This window comes from Pseudoalteromonas sp. ECSMB14103, from assembly GCF_000813065.1.
Taxonomy (GTDB): domain Bacteria; phylum Pseudomonadota; class Gammaproteobacteria; order Enterobacterales; family Alteromonadaceae; genus Pseudoalteromonas; species Pseudoalteromonas marina.
On sequence record NZ_JWGY01000001.1, the window covers coordinates 113,544 to 135,660 of the forward strand.

Annotated in this window: 15 protein-coding genes; 11 read left to right on the top strand and 4 right to left on the bottom strand. The window is 41.9% G+C overall.

The annotated features are described in order from the left end of the window. Positions 1-70 precede the first annotated feature (70 nt). The 11 genes from RF53_RS00455 to RF53_RS00505 all read left to right on the top strand — a co-directional run bounded on the left by RF53_RS00455 (position 71) and on the right by RF53_RS00505 (position 10,087). Entirely contained in the window at positions 71-1,249 is a 1,179-nt protein-coding gene (locus RF53_RS00455) for a response regulator (RefSeq protein ID WP_039036281.1), read from the top strand. 57 nt (positions 1,250-1,306) lie between these two features. Further along, positions 1,307-2,062: a class I SAM-dependent methyltransferase gene (locus RF53_RS00460; protein WP_006793133.1), complete on the top strand. Its 756-nt coding sequence runs from the start codon at positions 1,307-1,309 to the stop codon at positions 2,060-2,062. Positions 2,063-2,165: 103 nt separating this feature from the next. Beyond that, on the top strand, positions 2,166-2,891 hold the full coding sequence (trmJ, locus tag RF53_RS00465; RefSeq protein ID WP_039036282.1) for a tRNA (cytosine(32)/uridine(32)-2'-O)-methyltransferase TrmJ: 726 nt from the start codon (positions 2,166-2,168) through the stop codon (positions 2,889-2,891). A 232-nt stretch (positions 2,892-3,123) separates the two neighbouring features. Next, on the top strand, positions 3,124-3,615 hold the full coding sequence (gene iscR / locus RF53_RS00470) for a Fe-S cluster assembly transcriptional regulator IscR (protein ID WP_006791973.1): 492 nt from the start codon (positions 3,124-3,126) through the stop codon (positions 3,613-3,615). A gap of 24 nt (positions 3,616-3,639) precedes the next feature. Then, positions 3,640-4,857: an IscS subfamily cysteine desulfurase gene (locus RF53_RS00475; protein ID WP_006791974.1), complete on the top strand. Its 1,218-nt coding sequence runs from the start codon at positions 3,640-3,642 to the stop codon at positions 4,855-4,857. A 48-nt stretch (positions 4,858-4,905) separates the two neighbouring features. Next, the gene (gene iscU, locus RF53_RS00480) at positions 4,906-5,289 is read left to right on the top strand and encodes a Fe-S cluster assembly scaffold IscU (protein WP_006791975.1); all 384 of its coding nucleotides are present in this window, start codon (positions 4,906-4,908) and stop codon (positions 5,287-5,289) included. Positions 5,290-5,301: 12 nt separating this feature from the next. Further along, positions 5,302-5,625, top strand: a complete 324-nt coding sequence (iscA, locus tag RF53_RS00485; RefSeq protein WP_006791976.1) for an iron-sulfur cluster assembly protein IscA — start codon at positions 5,302-5,304, stop codon at positions 5,623-5,625. A gap of 75 nt (positions 5,626-5,700) precedes the next feature. Continuing rightward, a complete protein-coding gene (hscB, locus tag RF53_RS00490) occupies positions 5,701-6,228 on the top strand; it encodes a co-chaperone HscB (protein ID WP_008131647.1) in 528 nt (175 codons plus the stop codon). Between the two features lie 41 nt (positions 6,229-6,269). Further along, on the top strand, positions 6,270-8,132 hold the full coding sequence (gene hscA / locus RF53_RS00495; RefSeq protein WP_039036283.1) for a Fe-S protein assembly chaperone HscA: 1,863 nt from the start codon (positions 6,270-6,272) through the stop codon (positions 8,130-8,132). An 11-nt stretch (positions 8,133-8,143) separates the two neighbouring features. Continuing rightward, the gene (fdx, locus tag RF53_RS00500; RefSeq protein ID WP_006791979.1) at positions 8,144-8,482 is read left to right on the top strand and encodes an ISC system 2Fe-2S type ferredoxin; all 339 of its coding nucleotides are present in this window, start codon (positions 8,144-8,146) and stop codon (positions 8,480-8,482) included. 177 nt (positions 8,483-8,659) lie between these two features. After that, on the top strand, positions 8,660-10,087 hold the full coding sequence (locus RF53_RS00505) for an NAD-dependent succinate-semialdehyde dehydrogenase (protein WP_039036284.1): 1,428 nt from the start codon (positions 8,660-8,662) through the stop codon (positions 10,085-10,087). A gap of 271 nt (positions 10,088-10,358) precedes the next feature. Here the strand turns inward: RF53_RS00505 and RF53_RS00510 are convergent, their stop codons facing one another. Genes RF53_RS00510 through RF53_RS00525 form a run of 4 tightly spaced genes read right to left on the bottom strand, consistent with a single transcriptional unit; the run spans position 10,359 to position 22,082 of the window. Beyond that, positions 10,359-12,020: an HD family phosphohydrolase gene (locus RF53_RS00510; protein WP_039036285.1), complete on the bottom strand. Its 1,662-nt coding sequence runs from the start codon at positions 12,018-12,020 to the stop codon at positions 10,359-10,361. After that, positions 11,992-14,217: a CHASE2 domain-containing protein gene (locus RF53_RS00515; RefSeq protein WP_082014403.1), complete on the bottom strand. Its 2,226-nt coding sequence runs from the start codon at positions 14,215-14,217 to the stop codon at positions 11,992-11,994. The genes RF53_RS00510 and RF53_RS00515 overlap by 29 nt, the downstream gene beginning before the upstream one ends. A 14-nt stretch (positions 14,218-14,231) precedes the next feature. Further along, a complete protein-coding gene (locus tag RF53_RS00520) occupies positions 14,232-15,065 on the bottom strand; it encodes an MBL fold metallo-hydrolase (protein WP_039036286.1) in 834 nt (277 codons plus the stop codon). Beyond that, positions 15,066-22,082, bottom strand: coding sequence for an Ig-like domain-containing protein (locus tag RF53_RS00525; RefSeq protein ID WP_039036287.1), 7,017 nt, complete (start codon positions 22,080-22,082; stop codon positions 15,066-15,068). Between the last annotated feature and the right edge of the window lie 35 nt (positions 22,083-22,117).

Sequence of the window (22,117 nt, forward strand, 5' to 3'; positions counted from 1 at the left end):
GGCTATAAACGTTAGTAATTTCAGCACGCCGTACTATGCTCTAAGCATGCTCAATTAAACGGATTTGTGTATGGAAAAGTTAGTACTTACCATTGATGACGATAAATTAACCCACCTCATTATTGAAGAGTCTCTAGCTGGGTTTTGTAAACTTCTTCATGCTAAAGAGGGCGAGGAGGGGCTGAGGTTAATAAACGAACATAAACCCGATATTATTCTTCTCGACATAGAAATGCCGGGTAAGTCGGGTTACCAAGTCTGCCAAGAAATAAAACAAAATGCCGATACAAAAGATATTCCGATTATGTTTCTCTCTTCAAAAGAAGCGCTTATCGACCGAGTGAAAGGCTACAGCGTTGGTGCGTCTGACTACATAATGAAACCGTTTAACGCACAGGAGCTAATGGCGCGTATTAAAATACTTTATGCGTATCGTCAGCAATGCGTCAAACTCGAAAGCGACATAAACAAAGCCAATAAAACGGCTGCAATGGCGATGACCGAGTCGGGAGATATGGGTCGAATTATGCGCTACGTTGGACAAAGTTATCATGCCAACAGCTTACAAACGTTGAGTGAGTTCTTCTTAGGGTTTTTTACTCCTCTTAATTTGGATGTAGTGGTTGTATTTTGGTATCAACATAAAAGTGAATTTTACAGCTTACAAGGTGGTGTATGCCCACTAGTGCAGGAGTTATTGGCGCAACATAAAGATGCACAGAGGTTTGTTGATATAGGCGAGAGCACTATTATTAATTACCCAAAACTATCGTTGCTGGTTAAAAATATGCCCGTCGATGAGAGCGAAAAATATGGGCGTTATAAAGATTTGTTTCCTCATATTTTAGAGGTTACCAATGAAAAGGTCGTTACTATGGAAAGAAACGAAAAAAATTACCAGCAAGCTGAACAAATTAGCACGGCACTGGAAGATATAATAAGCCAGTTTAATGCTCAAAATATCACGCAAAGTAATGTAGCAGAGCAGTTTTGTACACAACTAGAGGCATTAAATACAGCTATTGAGCTTCAAAAGAATAATTTAAACCCCGCCGATATTGATTCATGTATATCGCAGCTCGAACATACTATGCAGTTACTGGTGTCTGCCAATAGCGATTTAGCGTTTATAAAATATCAGTTTGAGCAAGTAACACAAAGCCGCAGTGAGTTTTTACAGAGTTTACGCCATAAAGTTGAAGACATTGAGCCTGCAACTAACCAAGACCCTGACATAGAGCTATTTTAGTGCGCTTAAGCTCGCTGGTTGATATACTCTGGCGGTATTTTATCGTCGGAGTGTATTGTGGTTATTCAGTGTGCCTTTAAAGAGTGTCGCCCGTATTTAAATGAATTAGAAACGCGTTTTGGTTTAGTGAATTGGCAACAAAATAGCCAAGGTTTTAGCCTGCACTATGACGATACAGGGCTGAGTTTATTTAAAACTGATGAACCTAAATTAGGTGCCATTAACGTTGATTTTGTTACCGGGGCAGCCGCCCACAGGCGAAAATTTGGTGGCGGTAAAGGGCAAGCTATTGCCAAAGCAGTTGGTCTTAATAAAGGGGCAACGCCTGTGGTACTGGATGCTACCGCAGGTTTGGGGCGTGATGGCTTTGTATTAGCATCATTAGGGTGCAAGGTTATTTTACATGAGCGTCACCCAGTGGTTGCTGCATTGCTGGCCGATGGTTTAAACAGAGCTTACAGCGACAGTGAAATTGGCCCTTGGATGAAAGACAATATGAGCCTAGTGTTTGGCTCAAGCCACACGTTACTTGCCCAATGTGAAAGCATGCCCGATGTGGTGTATTTAGATCCCATGTTTCCACACCGCGAAAAGTCAGCCTTAGTAAAAAAAGAAATGCGAGTTTTTCAAGAGTTAGTAGGTGCAGATACCGACGCCGATGATTTACTTGAATTTGCCTACCCACTTGCCAGCAAGCGAGTGGTGGTTAAGCGCCCTGATTACGCCCCGTTTTTAAATGACAAAACCCCCAGCATGCAAATTAAAACTAAAAAGAACCGTTTTGATGTGTATGTAAAAGCGGCCATGGTTTAAAGGCCCTTATTACGTATGTTGATCGGGTTTAAGGATCTAGGATCTTAGTGTGCTTTTATGTTAGAATTCGCGCAATTTTTTGGCATTAGTAAGAAGCACAGCAATGATCTTAGACGATATTCGCGTTGTTTTAGTTAACACATCACACTCAGGTAATATAGGTTCGGCGGCTCGCGCCATGAAAACAATGGGTTTATCAAAACTCTATTTAGTTGACCCTGCTTGTGAAATTGATAGCCATGCAAGTGCGTTATCTGCAGGTGCCAGCGATGTATTAGGCAATGCAGTGATTGTTGATAAGCTTGAAGACGCTATTGCTGATTGTGCATTAACCATTGGTACAAGCGCACGTTCGCGCACGCTTTCATGGCCTATGGTTGAGCCTCGCGAGTGTGGTGAAAAGCTGGTGGCAGAAGCTGAAAATGGTCCTGTGGCATTAGTGTTTGGCCGTGAAAACAGTGGTTTAACTAACGAAGAGCTACAGCTGTGTAATTACCATGTATGCATTCCAGCTAACCCAGAATATAGCTCGCTAAATCTTGCTATGGCTGTGCAAACTTTGTCTTACGAAACACGTATGGCATTTTTAAATAAGCAACCTAAGCAAGAAGCACAAGACGACACCGTTTACCCTAACTCTAAACAAACAGAGTTATTTTACGATCATCTAGAAGAAACACTATATAACACAGGTTTTATTATCAAACAGCACCCAGGCATTGTGATGACAAAGCTTCGTCGTTTATTTAACCGTGCACGCCCAGAAGAGGCTGAAATGAACATTTTGCGCGGTATTCTTACCTCTATAAATAAATCGATTCCTAAGTAAGGTATAGCAATTAGTTATATAAACGGGTGTTTAAATAACTGGCTAATACTTGACTAAATTACTCAGGTAATTACAATGGAGACAATACTTGACCAAACAGGTCAGGTATTAAAAATTTGTTAACTACATTCACTTTGAGCGATATGTTTTTAAATCAAATTTTTATCAAGTGATAATACTTGACTAATTTACTCTGGTAATTAAAATTTGCACTCTTTGTGCAGGGGGCGTTATGAAATTAACATCAAAAGGCCGATATGCCGTTACAGCGATGCTTGATGTTGCGCTGCACACAGGTGTTGGTCCTGTCGCCCTTGCTGATATTTCACAAAGACAAGAAATTTCTTTGTCATACCTTGAACAATTATTTGCTCGGCTGCGTAAAAATGGCTTGGTAAGCTCGGTTCGAGGACCTGGTGGCGGCTATTTACTAGGGCGAGAAGCCGGTGTTATTTCTGTTGGTGACATTATTACCGCAGTTGATGAATCGGTTGATGCAACACGTTGCCAAGGCGCCAACACTGGCTGCCAAAGCGGTATGCGCTGTTTGACCCATAATTTGTGGTCAGATTTAAGCGCACGTATAGAAGAATTTTTGAACAGTATTACCCTTGCTGAATTGGTGGAAAAATCAGATGTGAAAGAAATTGCATCGCGCCAAGATAACAGTATCAATAACGCAATTAAGCAGTTGGAAAACATTCAAGTAAGCTGTCAACTTTAAGGTTGACCTGCAGCGGAGAGAGAAATGAAGTTACCGATTTATTTAGATTACGCAGCAACCACGCCTGTTGATGAGCGTGTTGCTAAAGAAATGATGCAATGCCTTACAATGGACGGTAAATTTGGTAACCCTGCATCACGTTCACACCGTTTTGGTTGGCAAGCTGAAGAAGCCGTTGACCAAGCACGTACAGATATTGCTGATTTAGTAAATGCAGACCCACGTGAAATTGTTTTCACTTCGGGTGCAACTGAATCAAACAACCTAGCTATTAAAGGTGCAGCACAGTTTTACAAAAAGAAAGGTAAGCACGTTATTACCGCTAAAACTGAGCACAAAGCAGTCATCGACACATGTCGCGAATTAGAACGTCAAGGTTTTGAAGTAACCTATATGGACGTTGAAGAAAATGGCTTGCTTGATCTGCAAAAGCTAGCAGACACAATGCGTGACGACACAGTACTTGTCAGCATCATGCACGTGAATAACGAGCTAGGTGTAATTCAAGACATCGCGACGATTGGCGAAATGTGTCGTGAACGTAAAATCATGTTCCACGTAGATGCTGCGCAAAGTGCAGGTAAAGTACTTATTGACGTACAACAACTTAAAGTTGATTTTATGTCGTTCTCTGCGCACAAAGCATACGGCCCTAAAGGTGTAGGTGCGCTTTACGTTCGTCGTAAACCACGTGCTCGTTTAGAAGCGCAAATGCACGGTGGCGGTCATGAGCGTGGTATGCGTTCGGGTACACTTGCAACTCATCAGTTAGTAGGCATGGGTACTGCATTTAGAATTGCAAAAGAAGATTTTGAAAAAGATTTTGCACACATCAGCGCATTACGTAAACGCCTAATCGACGGCATTATGGCTGATATGGACGAAGTATATTTTAACGGCACACAAGACCAATCAGTACCGGGTATTGTAAACATCAGCTTTAACTTTGTTGAAGGTGAATCGTTACTTATGGCAGTAAAAGACATTGCGGTATCGTCAGGTTCAGCCTGTACATCTGCAAGCTTAGAGCCTTCTTATGTTTTACGTGCACTTGGCCGTAACGACGAATTAGCACACAGCTCAATTCGTTTCAGTATTGGTCGTTTTACTACCGAAGAAGAGATTGATTACACCGTTGAATTAATGAAAAACTCTATCGGTCGCCTACGTGAAATGTCTCCACTTTGGGAGATGCATCAAGAAGGTATTGATTTAGATTCAGTTGAATGGGCTCACCACTAATACTTAGTGATGTAAGCACATACCCTAGCAGGTAATGAGGATAGAATTATGGCGTACAGTGATAAAGTAATCGACCACGTAGAAAACCCACGTAACGTAGGTGCTCTAGACAAAAACGATCCGTCAGTGGCAACGGGTATGGTAGGCGCACCAGCATGTGGTGACGTAATGAAATTGCAAATTAAAGTATCGGATACTGGCGTTATTGAAGATGCAAAATTCAAAACCTACGGTTGTGGCAGCGCAATTGCCTCTTCTTCACTTGTAACAGAGTGGGTTAAGGGTAAAACACTTGATGAAGCAGCAACCATCAAAAACACTGATATCAGTGCTGAGCTAGAATTACCACCAGTGAAAATTCACTGTTCAATTTTAGCCGAAGATGCAATTCAAGCAGCAATTGCAGACTACAAAAGCAAACAAGCGAAGTAAGAAGAGAAACTCATGGCAGTGACATTGACAGATGCGGCAGCAAACCGCGTACAATCATTTTTAGCAAACCGCGGCAAAGGGTTAGGTCTGCGCGTTGGCATTAAAACGACGGGCTGTTCAGGTCTTGCTTATGTACTTGAGTTTGTTGACGAGTTAAACGAAGACGATGAAACCTTTGCGGCTAAAGGCGTTACTTTAATAGTTGACGCAAAAAGCTTAGTTTACATCGATGGCACAGAGCTCGACTACACTAAAGAAGGCTTAAATGAAGGGTTTAAATTTAATAACCCTAACCAAGCTGACGAGTGTGGTTGTGGCGAAAGCTTTACCGTTTAATTGCTACGTGTAATTGTATTTTGAAGCCCTGCAACTGTAGGGCTTTGTTATTTCTGAATATTACTGGTTGAAGCTATGCGTTACTTTGAATTATTTGCAGTGCCCGTTGATTATAATATTGATTTAGCAACGATTAATAAAAATTATCTAGAATTACAGCGTGCTGTACATCCCGACCGCCATGCCAATGCAAGCAGCCGTGATAAGTTAATGTCGGTGCAAAGTGCTGCAGAAATTAACGATGCCTTGCAAACACTTAAGCACCCAGTTAAACGTGCTGAGTATATGTTAAGCGAGCTGGGAGTTGATATTCGCGCTGAGCAACAAACACTGCAAGATCCATTATTTTTAATGCAACAAATGGAATTGCGCGAAGAGCTTGAAGAGCTTGCATCAGCGAGTGACCCGGATGCGGCCATTGCAAATTTTGAAAAACAAATAAAACAACTTAACGAGCAATACAGTGCACAACTTGCAGAACAGTTAGCAAGCAGCAACGAGCAACAGTACCAACTAGCTGCCGATAATATTCGTAAACTGAAGTTTGTTTATAAATTACGTGACGAACTAGAACGCATTGAAGACAGTTTATTTGACGATTAATTACTTGCTGTAAAGCGAGCAAAACGAGTTTAAAGAGCATTATGGCATTATTGCAAATTGCTGAGCCGGGGCAAAGCGCGGCACCACACGAACATAAACTAGCCATAGGTATTGACCTTGGCACTACTAATTCATTAGTTGCTACCGTACAAAGTGGCGAAGCGCGCACATTAACAGATGAGTTAGGTGCGGCAATGTTGCCGTCGGTTGTTCGTTATCAAGCCGGTGGTATTACTGTGGGTAGCGATGCGGCACAAGCTGCAACACAAGACCCTGCAAATACACTTATTTCGGTAAAGCGTTTTTTAGGCAAAACACAGGCTGAAATAGAGCAAAGCTACGGTCAATTACCGTATCAATTTTGTGAAGATAATGGCTCGCTTGCCATTCAAACTGAAGCTGGAAAAGTCAGCCCAGTTAAAGCGTCAAGCCACATATTAGCCGCGTTGAAAGCGCGTGCAGAACAAAGTTTTGGTAATCAAGAAATTTTAGGCGCTGTTATTACCGTTCCTGCGTATTTCGATGATGCTCAGCGTCAAAGTACTAAAGATGCAGCAGAGCTTGCTGGCATTAATGTATTACGCTTGTTAAACGAGCCAACAGCGGCGGCTGTTGCCTATGGTTTAGATTCGGGCCAAGAAGGGATCATTGCCGTTTACGACTTAGGCGGTGGTACATTTGATATTTCTGTTCTTCGTTTACACCAAGGTGTGTTTGAAGTAATGGCAACTGGCGGCGACTCAAGCTTAGGTGGTGACGATTTTGATTCACTACTCGTTGATTACTTTAAGCAGCAAACCGGTGTGTCAGCGTTATCACCTTCGGTTTTACGTTTATTTATTAACAAAGCCAAAGCCTGTAAAGAAGCGTTAAGCCAATACGCAAAAGTAAATGTAGGGCTTGAGTTTGACGGGCAAAACCACACGGTAGAAGTAACGCGCGAAACATTCGACGAAATGGCTATGCCACTGGTTAAAAAAACACTGCGTTCGTGTCGCCGAGCTGTTAAAGATGCTGGCATTGAAAACGAAGAAGTTTTACAAGTTATTATGGTCGGCGGTTCAACGCGTATGCCACTGGTACGCAGCCAAGTACATAGCTTTTTTGATAAAGAACCGCTAACCTCAATCGACCCTGACCGCGTTGTAGCATTGGGTGCAGCACTGCAAGCAGACGTGCTCATTGGCAATAAGCCAGACTCAGACATGTTATTGCTAGATGTACTGCCACTGTCGCTTGGACTCGAAACCATGGGCGGTTTGGTTGAAAAAATTATTCCGCGTAATACCACTATTCCGGTAGCGCGTGCTCAAGAATTTACGACGTTTAAAGATGGCCAAACGGCGATGTCTTTGCATGTATTACAAGGTGAGCGTGAGCTGGTTGACGATTGTCGTTCACTTGCTAAGTTTAGCTTAAAAGGTATTCCACCAATGGCAGCAGGCGCTGCGCATATTCGGGTTACCTTTAAAGTAGATGCTGATGGTTTATTAAGTGTCTCAGCGATGGAAAAATCAACGGGTGTGCAAGCCGAAATTCAGGTTAAACCTTCGTTTGGTTTATCTGACGACCAAGTGGCTAACATGCTAAAAGAGTCGATGAGCAACGCAAAAGACGACATGCAAGCACGTATGCTTAAAGAGCAACAAGTTGAGGCTCTTCGTGTTATCGAGGCACTAAATGCTTCATTAGATGCTGATGGCGCGTTACTTGATGACGCTCAGCTTACAAGTTTAAGAGCTGAAATTGCAGAGTTGGTAAAAGTGCGCGAAAATGCTCAACAACCTAGCGAAATTAAAGCGGCTATCGAAAAAGTAGATAACGCCAGTAGTGAATTTGCATCGCGCAGAATGGATGCATCAATAAAAAAAGCCCTAACGGGTCAGTCAGTAGACAACATTTAAGAGAGATTAGAATGCCACAAATTGTTTTTCTTCCACATCCTGAATTGTGTCCTGACGGCGCTGCAATTGAAGCACCTGAGGGGCAAACTGTGCTCGACGCGGCGCTTAAAAATGGCATAAGCATTCCACACGCATGTGAAAAGTCGTGTGCGTGTACTACGTGTCATTTAGTTATTCGTGAAGGGTTTGATTCACTTGATGAAAGTGACGACCTAGAAGACGATATGCTAGACAAAGCGTGGGGCTTAGAGCCTGAGTCGCGCCTTGGTTGCCAAGCAATAATTAGAGATGAAGACTTAGTGGTTGAAATACCTAAGTACAATCTCAATATCGTTAATGAAGAGCACTAGTTTTTAATTAACGACTAATCTATTAAAAGCCGCTGTTTAATACAGCGGCTTTTTTGTTTGTAAATTGTAGGCGTGACGAGTAAAGCTCTTAAGTTATTTTGTAGACGTAAAGAGTTAGCCTTAGCTCTATGCCACGCATTAAAAGCTAACCCCTAAAATATTTTTCGGAGGTGTACTTTGAGTAATCTAATTTTTTGTGACTCGTTTATTGATGGTGAATTTTATAAAACCAATGAACACTTTAGCGTTAACGATCCCGCTACCCAACAAAGCATTATTGAAGTAAGTGATATAGACGAGCAAGGCGTTAATAGCGCCATAACTGCCGCACAGGGCGCTTTTGTAAAATTAAAAAACACTAACGCCACTGAGCGTAGTGAAACGCTAATGCGCTGGTATGAGCTTGTGGTCAAGCACAAACAAACACTAGCTGAACTAATGACCAAAGAGCAAGGTAAGCCGCTTAAAGAATCGCTGGGCGAAATAGATTACGGTGCAGGCTTTATAAAATGGTTTGCAGAAGAAGCTAAGCGAAGCTATGGCGATGTGATCCCACCTACCGACAATAACCACCGTTTAACCAGTTTTAAGCAGCCTGTAGGCGTTGTAACAGGTATTACACCATGGAACTTCCCGGTTGCTATGGTGACACGTAAAGTGGCGCCTGCTTATGCTGCAGGCTGTAGTTTTATATTAAAGCCTTCTGAGCATACGCCGCTATGCGCGATTGCATTAGCATACCTAGCCGACCAAGCTGGCTTTGTTAAAGGGGCATTTAACGTACTTGTATCGCAAGACGCAAAAACAGTGGGTAAAATGCTCACTGACTCACATATTATCCGCAAGTTTACTTTTACTGGCTCTACAGGTGTTGGTAGCCAATTACTTAAGCAATGTGCCGACACGGTTAAGCGTACCTCAATGGAATTAGGCGGCAATGCGCCGTTTATCATTTTTGATAATGCGGATCTCGATGATGCGATTGACGGGCTTATGGCGGCTAAATTTAGAAACAGTGGCCAAGCATGTGTAGCCGCAAACCGCATTTTTATTCAGCGCAGTATTTTAGATGAAGTGCTGGGTAAAATTACGCCTAAATTGGCCGCATTAAAAGTAGCTAATGGGTTTGAAGAGGGCGTAGATATTGGCCCCCTTATTTACCCAAAAGCGAAAGAGAAAGTGCAGCAGCTTGTGCAAGATGCACTTGATAAAGGCGCAGACCTAATAGGGGATAACAGCAGTTTAGGCGGCAGCTTTCAAAACCCGCTCATTGTTACTAACGTAACGACTGAAATGGATATATACCACGAAGAAGTATTTGGCCCTGTATTAACGGTCATCCCTTTTGATGAAGAAGCAGAAGTGCTTGCGCTTGCTAATGATGTGCCCTATGGTTTAGCCGCTTATTTTTATAGCCAAGATTTAAAACAAGTTTACCGCATTAGCGAAGGACTTGAGTTTGGCATGATAGGCGTAAATGAAGGGGTAATATCAAACCCCGTTGCCCCGTTTGGTGGGGTAAAACAATCTGGCTTAGGGCGAGAGGGTGGACACCAAGGACTTAATGAATACCTAGAAGAAAAGTACGTGTGTATTAAAATTTAATAGCAATCCGCGATTTTACGCTTAAGGTTCTTAGGCTGTGTTTCGGTAACGTTTGTTTATTACAATAATATGGCGAAATCATGAACTTTTCTTTTTGCTATTGATACAGCAAGGACTAAGTGCTACCTTTGCCACATATTTTTTGTTAATAAAACAACACTAAAAACCAAATAAAAAGTAAAAGGATTTCTATAAGTAGAAATAACCCCGTGTGTAAATGCCACCGTAAGGTGGCATTTTTTTGTTCAGCGTCGTTAATTTTAGTAGGGCATTAACGGATTGGTTTATATCCAGGTAGGTTATTCAGGTCTACGTCATCAAGCTGTTCTGGATTTGCGTATTCACTAATATAATTTTTGTACACGCCGGATTCGATAAAAACAGCGAAAATATCAGGGTCTAAGTGGTTTTTTTCGACCATAGTACCGAGTATAAATAAACACTCACTTACCGGCTTTGCCTTTTTGTAAGGCCTATCTACCGCTGAAAGTGCTTCAAATATATCGGTAATTGCCATTAACCGAGCAGGTATCGACATTTGCTCTTTGGTTAGACCCCTTGGGTAACCTGTACCATCGAGTTTTTCATGATGCCCTAATGCATACTCAGACACTTTACTTAAGTGTTTAGGGAACGGCAGGGCGTCTAAAATATTTTTAGTGACATCCATATGACGCTTCATGACATCATGCTCGCCAGCGGTGAGCGTTCCTCTTCGTATTGACAGGTTTTCAACTTCATCATCATTGAGCAGTGGTGTGCGTATATCGTTGATCACTAAATGATAGTGTTGTGCAATGCGTTCTATTTGGGCAAGTTCTTTATCGCCTAAAAATTCCCCACCCACATTAATGCGTTGTAATAAGGCACGGTCCAGTGCAACCTGCTTAAGCTCGGTATCGAGCAGTCGTTCGAGTTGCTGCACCTCTACAGGCTTACCATTTTTCATTGCTGAGATTATTTGTTCTTGGTAGTTAATTTTTAAATCTCGTCTAACGATCTCAAATTTAGCGTCTATGAAGCTGATACGATCAAAAATGGTTTCTAATTTAGTTGCCTTTTCCATAATGTGATCGGGGGTGGCGATTTTTCCGCAGTCATGTAACCAGCCAGCTATATCTAATTGATGACGGTCTGAGTCGCTCATAGAAAATGACGCTAATGGGCCCTTGCTTATTGCATTTACCGCATCGGCCAGCATTAGCGTTAATGCGGGTACACGCTTACAATGCCCACCGGTATGGGGAGACTTTTCATCGATAGCCATTGCAATGGTTTCAGCAAAAGTAGAAAACAACTCTTCCATTTCTTTAATCAGTGATGAGTTAGTTAATGCAATAGCCCCTAATGAAGCAAACGAGCGTATTAGCGTGACGAGCTCTTCACTAAAGGGAATAATATTATTGTTGCTATCCTTTACGTTTATAAGCTGTATCACACCTAAAATATCATCTTGGTGATCTTTTAAAGGAATAGTTAGCATTGATTGCGTACGATAACCCGTACGAGCATCCATTTCACGCGCAGCGCTCATATCAAATGGCAGTGCAGCGTAAACATCAGGAATATTAATTACTTTGCCTGAATTAACAGCATGGGCAACGATTGCTCGTTGGTTTGGTTTGCCATCGATACACAAGTCAATGTTGGGAAAGCTAACAAAACGATCTGAACCACCCCCCAAGTATAAGTTAAGTGATTTATTGATCACTGTTTCAAACTTAAGCTGATCATCTTCTGTAATCGAATATATACTGCCTGCATCTGAGTTAGCGATAGACATAACAACTTGTAAAATTTCGTCTAACAGCAGTTGTGGCTCTTTTTCGGTAGTAAGGCGAATACTAATATCGATAAAGTGCTGAAGGTTTGTTCTGTCTTTAATGTGCTGAGGCATATTTTTGCTACTTTTTTGTATGTACGAAGGCACCATTCCAATCCTTAGCGAGTGTTTGTATATCTGTACTTTGTATTCGTTCTATGTAAATGCGGTAAACGTCTGCGTTTAATACAGCGTTATTTTCTAATTGCTCAAATAAGCTGAGCGCATTTTCCCATTCTTTGTTGTGGAAAAATGTGATGGCTTTAAGCGAGTTATCTATTTCTTTAAGCTGTATTTTATTGAGCTTATTCGTATAATTTATGGGTTCATATAGTGCAATTGAGGTTTTTTTTCCAACCACCTGTACTTTATCTATGAGCCTAAAAGTAATTGCTGAGCAAGCTTGCATTGTTTCTTCAGTGACCAGAATAGCGACACCGTAAAATTTGGTCAAGCTTTCGACTCTAGCACCTAAGTTAACCGCATCACCCAAAACTGTATAGGCTTTACGATATATTGAACCCATGTCTCCTACATTCATGTCGCCAGAGCTCAAGCCTACTCCAATACTAATTGCAGGAAGGTTTTGCTGTGCAAACACGGCGTTTATTTCTATTAGGCCTTCGTTCATTGCTAGAGCCGCTTCTACGCCGTGTTGGGCGTGGTCTTTATCTATTAACGGGGCATTCCAAAATGCCATGACCATATCGCCAACGTATTTGTCGATTGTGCCATTATTATCAAATATTATTTTAGTAATAGAGCTTAAGTATTGGTTTAAATACTCACTTAATTGATGAGCCGACATGCTCTCAGACAGTGACGTAAAACCTCTTATATCGGCAAATAAAACAGTCATATTTCTGCGTTCACTGGTTTTAACTAGGTTACCGCCTTGCTCTATAAGTTGGTTGATACGTTCTGGTGGTACATATTGGTCAAACATCGTTTTTATTTTTTTGCTGTGTTTCATTTCAGCAATAGAACCAACAATAATGTAATAGCTAGCCAGAAGAGTCGTGAGTAATAAGGTCATGAATAAAGGAAGGCTCACCTTTTGTGCTGACCACAAATAAAAATTTATAGCGACGACAACACCAGCAACAATAATTGAGAGTGCCAAAATAAAACGTGCGGTTTTGCCAATACTAAAAAACGACAGCACAAGGCCAGTAATAATAATAATGATCAAACTGGCGCCAAGTGACCAACTCGGTTTTGAAGGAAGTAGTTGTGGGTTCATGAGTCCTTCAAATATATTGGCATGAACTTCAACTCCCGGGTATTGTAAGCCCACAGGGGTGGATCGTAAGTCAGCCAACCCCACAGCAGAGGTGCCAATAAACGCAACGCTTCCTTCAAGCTCTTTCAAGCCAACTCGTTGGGTTAGCACATCGGTTGCTGAGTAATATGGAAAGCTTCGAGCGCCGCCTTTATAAGGAATAAGTACTTGTCCGTATTCATCGGTTTGGATCCATTTATTGTGAAACTTAATGCCTTCAAATAGGGTTATACCATTTGATGTCGTTGAGCGTGTTTCTATTGTGTTGGCTAATGTGTACAAACGGGCGGCCTCAAGGGCCAACGAAGGGTAAAGGGTATCACCTACACGATTAATCAATGCTGCTTTTCGTATAAAGCCATCTTCATCACTATGTGCATTAATAAAACCTTGGCCTGATGCGGCATTTTGTAAATGAGGGATATTAATAATAGCACCCGGGTAGTCATTAATTTGCGAGTTGATGTGATCATCTTCTCGCCAAACCACGCTACTTTTAGATGGCGCTTTATGCTCACTTAATTTGTCGTTAATTAATAAAAACCCTAAGGTAATATCATTTTTTGCCAGCGCTTTAGCCAATTTTGTATCGGCATCTACTTGTTGTTTTATTGTCGAAAGGGGGGTCGAATACTTTGCCGAAAAGTCAGGAAGTTCAGTTATGATTTTAGTGACTGGGTTTACTTCAGGCTCCGAAAAAAATATATCGAAGGCGATAACAATAACACCAGCGTCAGTCAATTTAGTTACTAGCTCAGCTACTTTAGAGCGACTCCAAGGGAAGCGCCCCTGTTCTTGCATGCTTTTTTCATCAATATCGATTATCACTACAGATTCATTTACTTTTCTTGGTGTCTCTGCAAGGGTTAGTTGTAAGCGTGAATCGTAAATAATCCCTTCAACTCGGTTTAAAAGTTTAGCTACAGCGCCTGTCGAAAAAAATTCAATAGATGCTATGAGTAATGTGATCAATACACCAATATAAAAATGCTTTGATGTTATTTTTTTTAATAGGTTAATAGTCAAAACTCCTAGCGCATTTAAAATTCAAAAACGCGCCCCTCTTTACCACATTCAATACGCACATCCTTGCCGTAGCTTGTTTGTAAATAACGTTCTATTTCGGTAAGTTGCTCATCGGTTCTTGATGGATCGTGACTGATTATCACCATGTTTTTGACTTTCGCTTTTATTGCAAGTTGAGCAACTTGGTCAATAGTGCTGTGGCCCCAGCCATGTTTTAATGGTAAGTCAGCATCAATAAGTTGAGCGTCATGTATAAGTAAATCGGCCCCTTCTATAAATGCTGCCCACTCGCTAATACTGGTTTTAGTTTGCTGAGGTGGGTTAAGCTCGTTGTCGGTCACATATGCCACCTTCGCGCCATCAGCAAATAAGCAATAAGCAGTTCCGCCACCAGGGTGATTTAGCGGTGCGGTGGAGATAGAAAAACCATTAAGGTTAAATTGCGTTTGCGCCGAAAGCTCAGTATTGAGCGTAATGTTTGACGGTAAATCTTGATGGCGAACAGGGAAATAAGAGCCACTCATTTGTTTTAAAATAGCGTGTTGGCTACCTTTATCATCAACATCACCCGCAACAATTGTTATATCGCGATTTGCTTGATAAATAGGTTTAAAAAAAGGAAAGCCCTGAATATGATCCCAATGATTGTGAGTGAGCAAAATATAAATGGGGCTTTGCTGCTCGAGTAAATAATCTCCAAGTTTTGCTATTCCAGTGCCCGAGTCTAATATCAGTGAACTGCCATTATTTTTTGTCACATAAGTACACGATGTATTCCCACCATATAGATGGGTATCGCTACCGGGTGTAGGCATTGAGCCTCTTACCCCAAATAATTCGACTTTCATTTATGGCTCAACTCCATCCGGATAAAAATCAAACTTAGATACACTGATATTATTTGAGCTACCATTATCGCAAGTGCTACTTAAGGCTATTTGCGTGTCAGTTTGTAAAATCAACGAGGAAAATACGAGTGAATTTGTACACAGGTTAGCTTGGTAATAACCAACTCCACTAGTACCAAATGTGTTATCAAGCTCACCATTTGTAGTAATTCGTGCAATTACGCCCTGGTTGTTACTGGTACCGACTAATATAAGTTTATCAGTGCTATCTAGCTTGGCACCTTTAATTAAAGTATTGCCGGTTACAGCTAAACTATATTGGCCAACGCCATTGTCAGCAAAGCTTGTATCTAATGAGCCCGACGAAAGCAGGCGCACAACATTCGCTTTATCAGGTGTAGCGACTAAATTTGCAACTAAATAGATTGCGCCAGATGAGTCGGTTAGTACACTGGCTACTTTGTTGTTGATGTTAGGCGTATCGGTACCTGAATATCTAAACAACTCATTGCCGGTTAAGTTAAGTTTGAGCGCAATTAATGCTGAATCAGCACCTGTTACTAATTCACCAGCAATAAAAATCTCATTGTTATCAATGTGAATTTTAGAAAAATCCTCACCCGTTAACCCTAATAAAACGCCTTCAGTGCCAAAGCTTGTAGCAAGTACCCCTTGCGCTGTGAGCATCATTGCAAATGACTGTGCGTTTGCAGATTGCGTTGCAGTGCCCACTGCAACAATATTGTTACTATTGGTTATTGCTATATCTGATAATGTAAGCGCCTCGGTATTTTCAATGTTGGTTACATAGATGCCATCGGTTGCAAATGTTGTGTCGAGGGAGCCGTCTTGGTCCACTTTGGCTACAAAACCTTGCGAGCCATTGGTGGTTTTTTTAGTACCAGCAAGTAATAAGTTGCCATTGTTTAATTCAGCTAACGCAACGTGTTGCGAGTTTAACTCTATGGCAATTTCTTTGTGGCCCGTTTTACTAAAGCTTGTATCTATTGCACCTGTGCTGGTAAAACGGGTTAATACTAATTTTATTACACCGTTTGTTTCGGCTGTTGAGGCAAGCATATATTTACCTGCTTGAGCGCCATTACTAAGTTGTATCAATTTCATTGATTTATCGTTTGACGCTTCGCTTATTTCATCAACTGTTAAATAACCTGTGCTATTGAAATTAGTAAATAATGCGGCTTGATCGGTTATCGCTCCAATAAATGGTTTAGCGTTGGTGTCGTCATCAATGCCAGCTACCCATAAAGTATCGTTAGAGTCGATAGACGTTGTGTTTACAATTTGTTTAGCATCTATACCTGAAAGAATACTGACTCCAGATTCACCGTACGTATCATCAAGTAAACCAGTTGAGCTAATTACGCGAGCTGTAAATACGTGTTCTGCAACAGGTATACCCGTTGTGCCCGAGAGCATTATTTCATTTTTAATTGGCTCGTATTGAATACCCGTTACCTGAGCGCCGCCATTTATAACCCCGTTACCGGTGCCTCCACTTTCACCATCAATGTCATAGATTGCTATTCCGTCGGTATCAAAACTGGTCACTAGCTCGCCATTTTTATCAATGGCTAACATAACAGCTTCTTTTTCACCTGTTTGCCGTGTCATGTAGCCACCCGCAAAAGCTGTAAAATTAGAATTTGCTAAACCACCAATCGCGAATAACTCATCGTCTTTGTTGCTATCTGGTTGGCCTAAGTCGCTTGATAAGTTAATGATAAGTGGAACGCCACCATTAAAATTACCATCGTTATCTCCATTTGCTTTTAAATAGCGAAGAAGTGAGTTTTTAGTACCATCAGCATCGGTAACGCTACCCACAACTAAATAGTCTGAGTTTTCAAAGTTTTTAACTGCGTAGCCTTCATCATCACGATTAGCACCACTTACATCAACGATAGCGGGTGTGGAGTTTTCAAATGACAAGTCGTCGGTTTTATAATGTATCCATAGGCTATCGGTTTGAGTACCATCAAAGTGCTTGCCTACAGCCACTAATTCACTACCATTAACTTCAAGGTCATTAATAACGCTGGTACTGTTTAGCGTTGTACACTTTATACCCGTGTTACTTTCCCCGTCGTCGTCTGAGCCAGTTCTTAATGCTCCTGCAAGATCCATCTTAAGTACGCACGCTTCGTTATTACTGCCATCAAAACTAGAGTAGGCAATAAACAAATCGGTGCCGTCGGAAATAATGGCAGTGGCTTCTTCATCTTGCTCTAAATCAAGTACTTTAGTGCCTGTGGTATTAAACGCGGTATTTACATCACCATTATTTGTGTACGAAACAATAAGAATGTCTTTGTCTGCATTATTGGTAAAGCCCACAAAATATAAGTTGTTGTTAAGCGCTATGCTGTCGTTAAATTGCCCACCTGAAAATACGCTGCCTAGATCGAGCTGCCCCGTAATAGGGCGACCAAATGATGTATCTTCAAAAGGGATTAGTGGCTCGACAACATCAATTATATTAACCGTGATATTAACCGCAGTGGTTTCATTAGGGGTGCCGTTATCTGTTACTTGAATATTTAATATGTATTGAGTTTTGGTTTCATAGTCAAAAGGGGTTTCGCCATTCACACTTAAAATGCCAGATGATGCATTTATGTTAAATAAAGCAAGATCACCGCCGGCTAATACGTAAGTTAAATCTTGGTTTTCATAATCAGTTGCAACAATGGTTCCTATAATGTCGGAATCTGTCGCTTCCTCGTTAATGCTAAAGCTTTGCTCAGTAACTATGGGCGCATCATTGATTGGGTTGATGGTAATGGCCAATGTACTGTTAGCCGTTCCACCATTATTATCACTTGCAGTGTAGGCCACCGTTGCCACGCCGTTTGCATTAGCCTCTGGTGTGTACTGAATTTGGTTGTTTACAATAGTTGCCGTACCTACATCAGCGCTCGCGTTACTTATTACTAAGCTATCGCCATCCACGTCTGAATCGTTAGCGAGTACATCAATAGTAATAGGCGCCGCATCTTCATCCATGGTTGCGGTATCGGCAGTGGCAATGGGTGCATCGTTTATTGGGTTGATAGTAATTGCTAATGTGCTGCTAGCCGTTCCACCATTGTTATCACTTGCAGTGTAAGTTACCGTTGCAACACCATTTGTATTATCAGCAGGCGTGTATTGAACTTGGTTATTTACAATCGTTGCCGTGCCTATATCAGCACTCGCAGTACTAATTACTAAGCTGTCCCCATCCACATCTGAATCGTTAGCGAGCACATCAATAGTGATAGGCGCTGCATCTTCATCCATAGTTGCGGTATCAGCGGTTGCAACGGGTGCATCGTTGATTGGGTTGATAGCAATCGCTAATGTGCTGCTAGCCGTTCCACCATTATTATCGCTCGCAGTGTAAATCACCGTTGCAACGCCGTTTGCATTAGCAGCAGGCGTGTACTGAATTTGGTTATTTACAATAGTTGCAGTGCCTACATCAGCGCTCGCGGTACTTATTACTAAGCTGTCGCCATCCACGTCTGAATCGTTAGCGAGTACGTCAATAGTAATGGGCGCCGCATCTTCATCCATAGTTGCGGTATCAGCGGTTGCAACGGGGGCATCGTTTATTGGGTTGATAGTAATCGCTAATGTGCTGTTAGCCGTTCCACCGTTATTATCGCTCGCAGTGTAAGTCACCATTGCAACGCCGTTTGCATTAGCTGCAGGCGCGTACTGAATTTGGTTATTTACAACACTTACAGCACCCACATCGGCAGTGGTGTTACTGATCACTAAGCCATCACCATCTACATCAGAGTCGTTCGCGAGTACATCAATAGTAATAGGCGCTGCATCTTCATTCATGGTTGCAGTATCAGCAGTGGCAACGGGGGCATCGTTGATTGGGTTGATAGTAATCGCTAATGTGCTGCTAGCCGTTCCACCGTTATTATCGCTTGCCGTGTAAGTGACCGTTGCAACACCGTTTGCATTAGCTGCAGGCGTGTATTGAATTTGGTTGTTTACAACACTTACAGCACCCACATCGGCAGTGGCGTTACTGATTACTAAGCTGTCGCCATCCACATCTGAATCGTTAGCGAGTACATCAATAGTAATAGGCGCTGCATCTTCATCTATATTTGCAGTATCAGCGGTTGCAACGGGTGCATCGTTTATTGGGTTGATAGTAATCGCTAATGTGCTGTTAGCCGTTCCACCGTTATTATCGCTTGCCGTGTAAGTGACCGTTGCAACACCGTTTGCATTAGCTGCAGGCGTGTATTGAATTTGGTTGTTTACAACACTTACAGCACCCACATCGGCAGTGGCGTTACTGATTACTAAGCTGTCGCCATCCACATCTGAATCGTTAGCGAGTACGTCAATAGCAATAGGTGCCGCATCTTCATCCATGGTTGCGGTATCGGCAGTGGCAACGGGCGCATCGTTGATTGGTAAAATAGTAATGCTCAGTGTTGAAGTCGCATTTGCATCTTGCGCATCTTTTATTGAATAAGTCACCGTTGCTACACCATTTGCATCGGGGGCGGGTGCGTACTGAATTTGATTTTCAACAATTAGCGCAGTGCCACTGTCGGCAGAGACCTCGCTTAATATTAAGCTGTCGCCGTCAATATCTGAATCATTGGCTAAAACGTCAATGAGCAATGCAATTGCGTCTTCATTTATGGTAGCAAAGTCAGCGTTTGCAACGGGTGCATCATTTACAGGCGTTACAATAATCGTAACACTTGCGGTACTGTCTTTCTCACCAGGAGAGCCATTTTCATACCCATCAGTAATACTGTAGGTAAGAACAGTTTGCCCAGAAAAGTTGGCCGGCGGGGTATATTCAATTTGCCCATTAACAATGCTTGCTGAGCCAAGTGTGCTATTTACATTAAATAGTGTAATGGTATCGCCGTCAGCGTCTGTGTCATTTGCTAGTACATTAAGCTGTGTTGCGCTGCTATCTTCGGCTATGGTGAACTGATCATCGCTTGCCTCAGGGAAGGTGTTATTTCCACTTTCACTCAGGGTTACTTGAGCGGTTGCGGTTAAGCCCTGATCGTTTGAAATTGAATAAGAAAAACTATCGACCCCAGAAAAATCAGCATTGGGTTGATAAGTGAATGAACCATCACTATTTAAATTGAGCGTGCCGTTTTGAGGCACTGTAACAGGTGTGGTGTTAACAGTAAGTTCGCCAGTTTCTATATTAAAGTCGTTTGCTAGTAGGCCACTTTCAGCTGAGACTGAAAATAGACTATTTCGGCTAAACTGATATGCATCGTTTTGCGCAACCGGGTTATCTGGCTGGCTATTTACAATGATAGTGACAGTTGCTGTGGCACTAGCACCCTGGGAGTCAATGGCTGCATATTGAAACTGGTCTACCCCATTAAAGTTAGCATCAGGTATGTAACTAAAGCTGCCATCAATGCTAAGTAAAAGTTGCCCATGAGTAGGTGCAACTATAAAGGTGTCGTCTACCGTAAATGTGTCATCGTTAGGATCGGTATCATTGCTAAGTACCCCATTTTCTGCAGAGATAACAAGGGTATTATCTTCGTTTACGTTATAACTATCGTTATTAGCAACGGGGGCCGAGTTAGTATTGGTGCTTACAATAAATACAGTTGCTGTAGCTTCACCGCCTTGGTTATCAATAACTTTATATTGAAAGCTATCTTCACCTTGCATATTTGGTTCGCCTTGGTATTCAAAGCTACCGTCAGCAAATAAGGTTAGCTGTCCGCGCAGCGGCTCATTAACAGGCGCTACATCAACCGTAAGTTCATCTAAATCAACATCGCTATCATTACCTAACAAACCGGGAGCTGAAACAGTTAACGTACCATCGTTTGAAATATTATAGGTATTGTTTAGGGCATTAGGCGCATCATTAATTGGGTTGATAGTTATTGCCACAACCGCGGTGTCGGTTCTGCCTAGCTCGTTAATAATTTGATAGCTAAATGCATCTTCACCATTAAAGTTAAACGCAGGCTGATAAGTAAAATCACCCGATTCGGTCATAGTTACTGAGCCATGCGAAGGGGCTACTAATACTTGTGTATTAGCACGCAGTTGTCCACTATACGGATTCGTATCGTTTGTTAGTACATTGCCTTGCAGGGCAGTATCTTCATCAATTTCAAATATATCGTTGTTGGCTGTAGGAGCAAAAGCAAGTTCTCCACCTAGGGGAGCTATGTTTATTAAGTTAGAAAACCCACTTTCACCGCTACCATCTATGCCTGTTATAAGAGCTTGATAGCTTTTGTTTGTAATCGTGTTTGGTATTGTAAAAAAAGGGTCTGAAATGCTTAAAAATTGCTGGCCATTTTCAAGTTCATCAACATTAGAAGGCGACACACCCGGTTGCGTGGCAATGTATACGTTATAACGGTTTAGCTCAGTGTTGGCTTGCCAAGTAAGGTTAATACCTTGATCTTCTCGTTGAGCTGTTACTCCTACAATTTGATGAGGCTGCCAGCTAAACGTAATTGCATCGGCAAGAACTTGGTTTTGCAGTGTATCTGTTATCCATATTTCTAAGCGTAATTCTCCGGTACTTACACCATAAATAGATGGGCTTAACCCAATAACAGAACGCTCGTATTCATTACCACAATCAGATGAGCAAATAGGTAGACTTTTATTAACGCTGGGTAATACTAAGTTTATTTCGCTAATGCCATCGGGATCGCGGGCGTTAAGTAAAAATGAAACATTACCCTGTACTGTTTCTGTTTGAGTAAAGCCAATAGTAGCTTGCGAGTTTGCTATAGCTGAGCCCACAGCGCCGCGACTCGCGGTATTTTCACCTAAAATTTGTATTTCTGTTGTTTTATTACTGGCTAAAACGCCCGCTAAATTTACATAACTTGCAACGGCTGGTGGGTTAACTGTAGATGTAGGCGCTTGCGCTGACGCTTGAGGTTGTTGCTCATCTGAGCCTCCGCAAGCACTTAGTGCAAACATCATTGAACCAAGCAAAAAGTGTTTTTTGGCGGTCATTATTTACTACTCCAAAATAAAAGCGGTCTATCCAA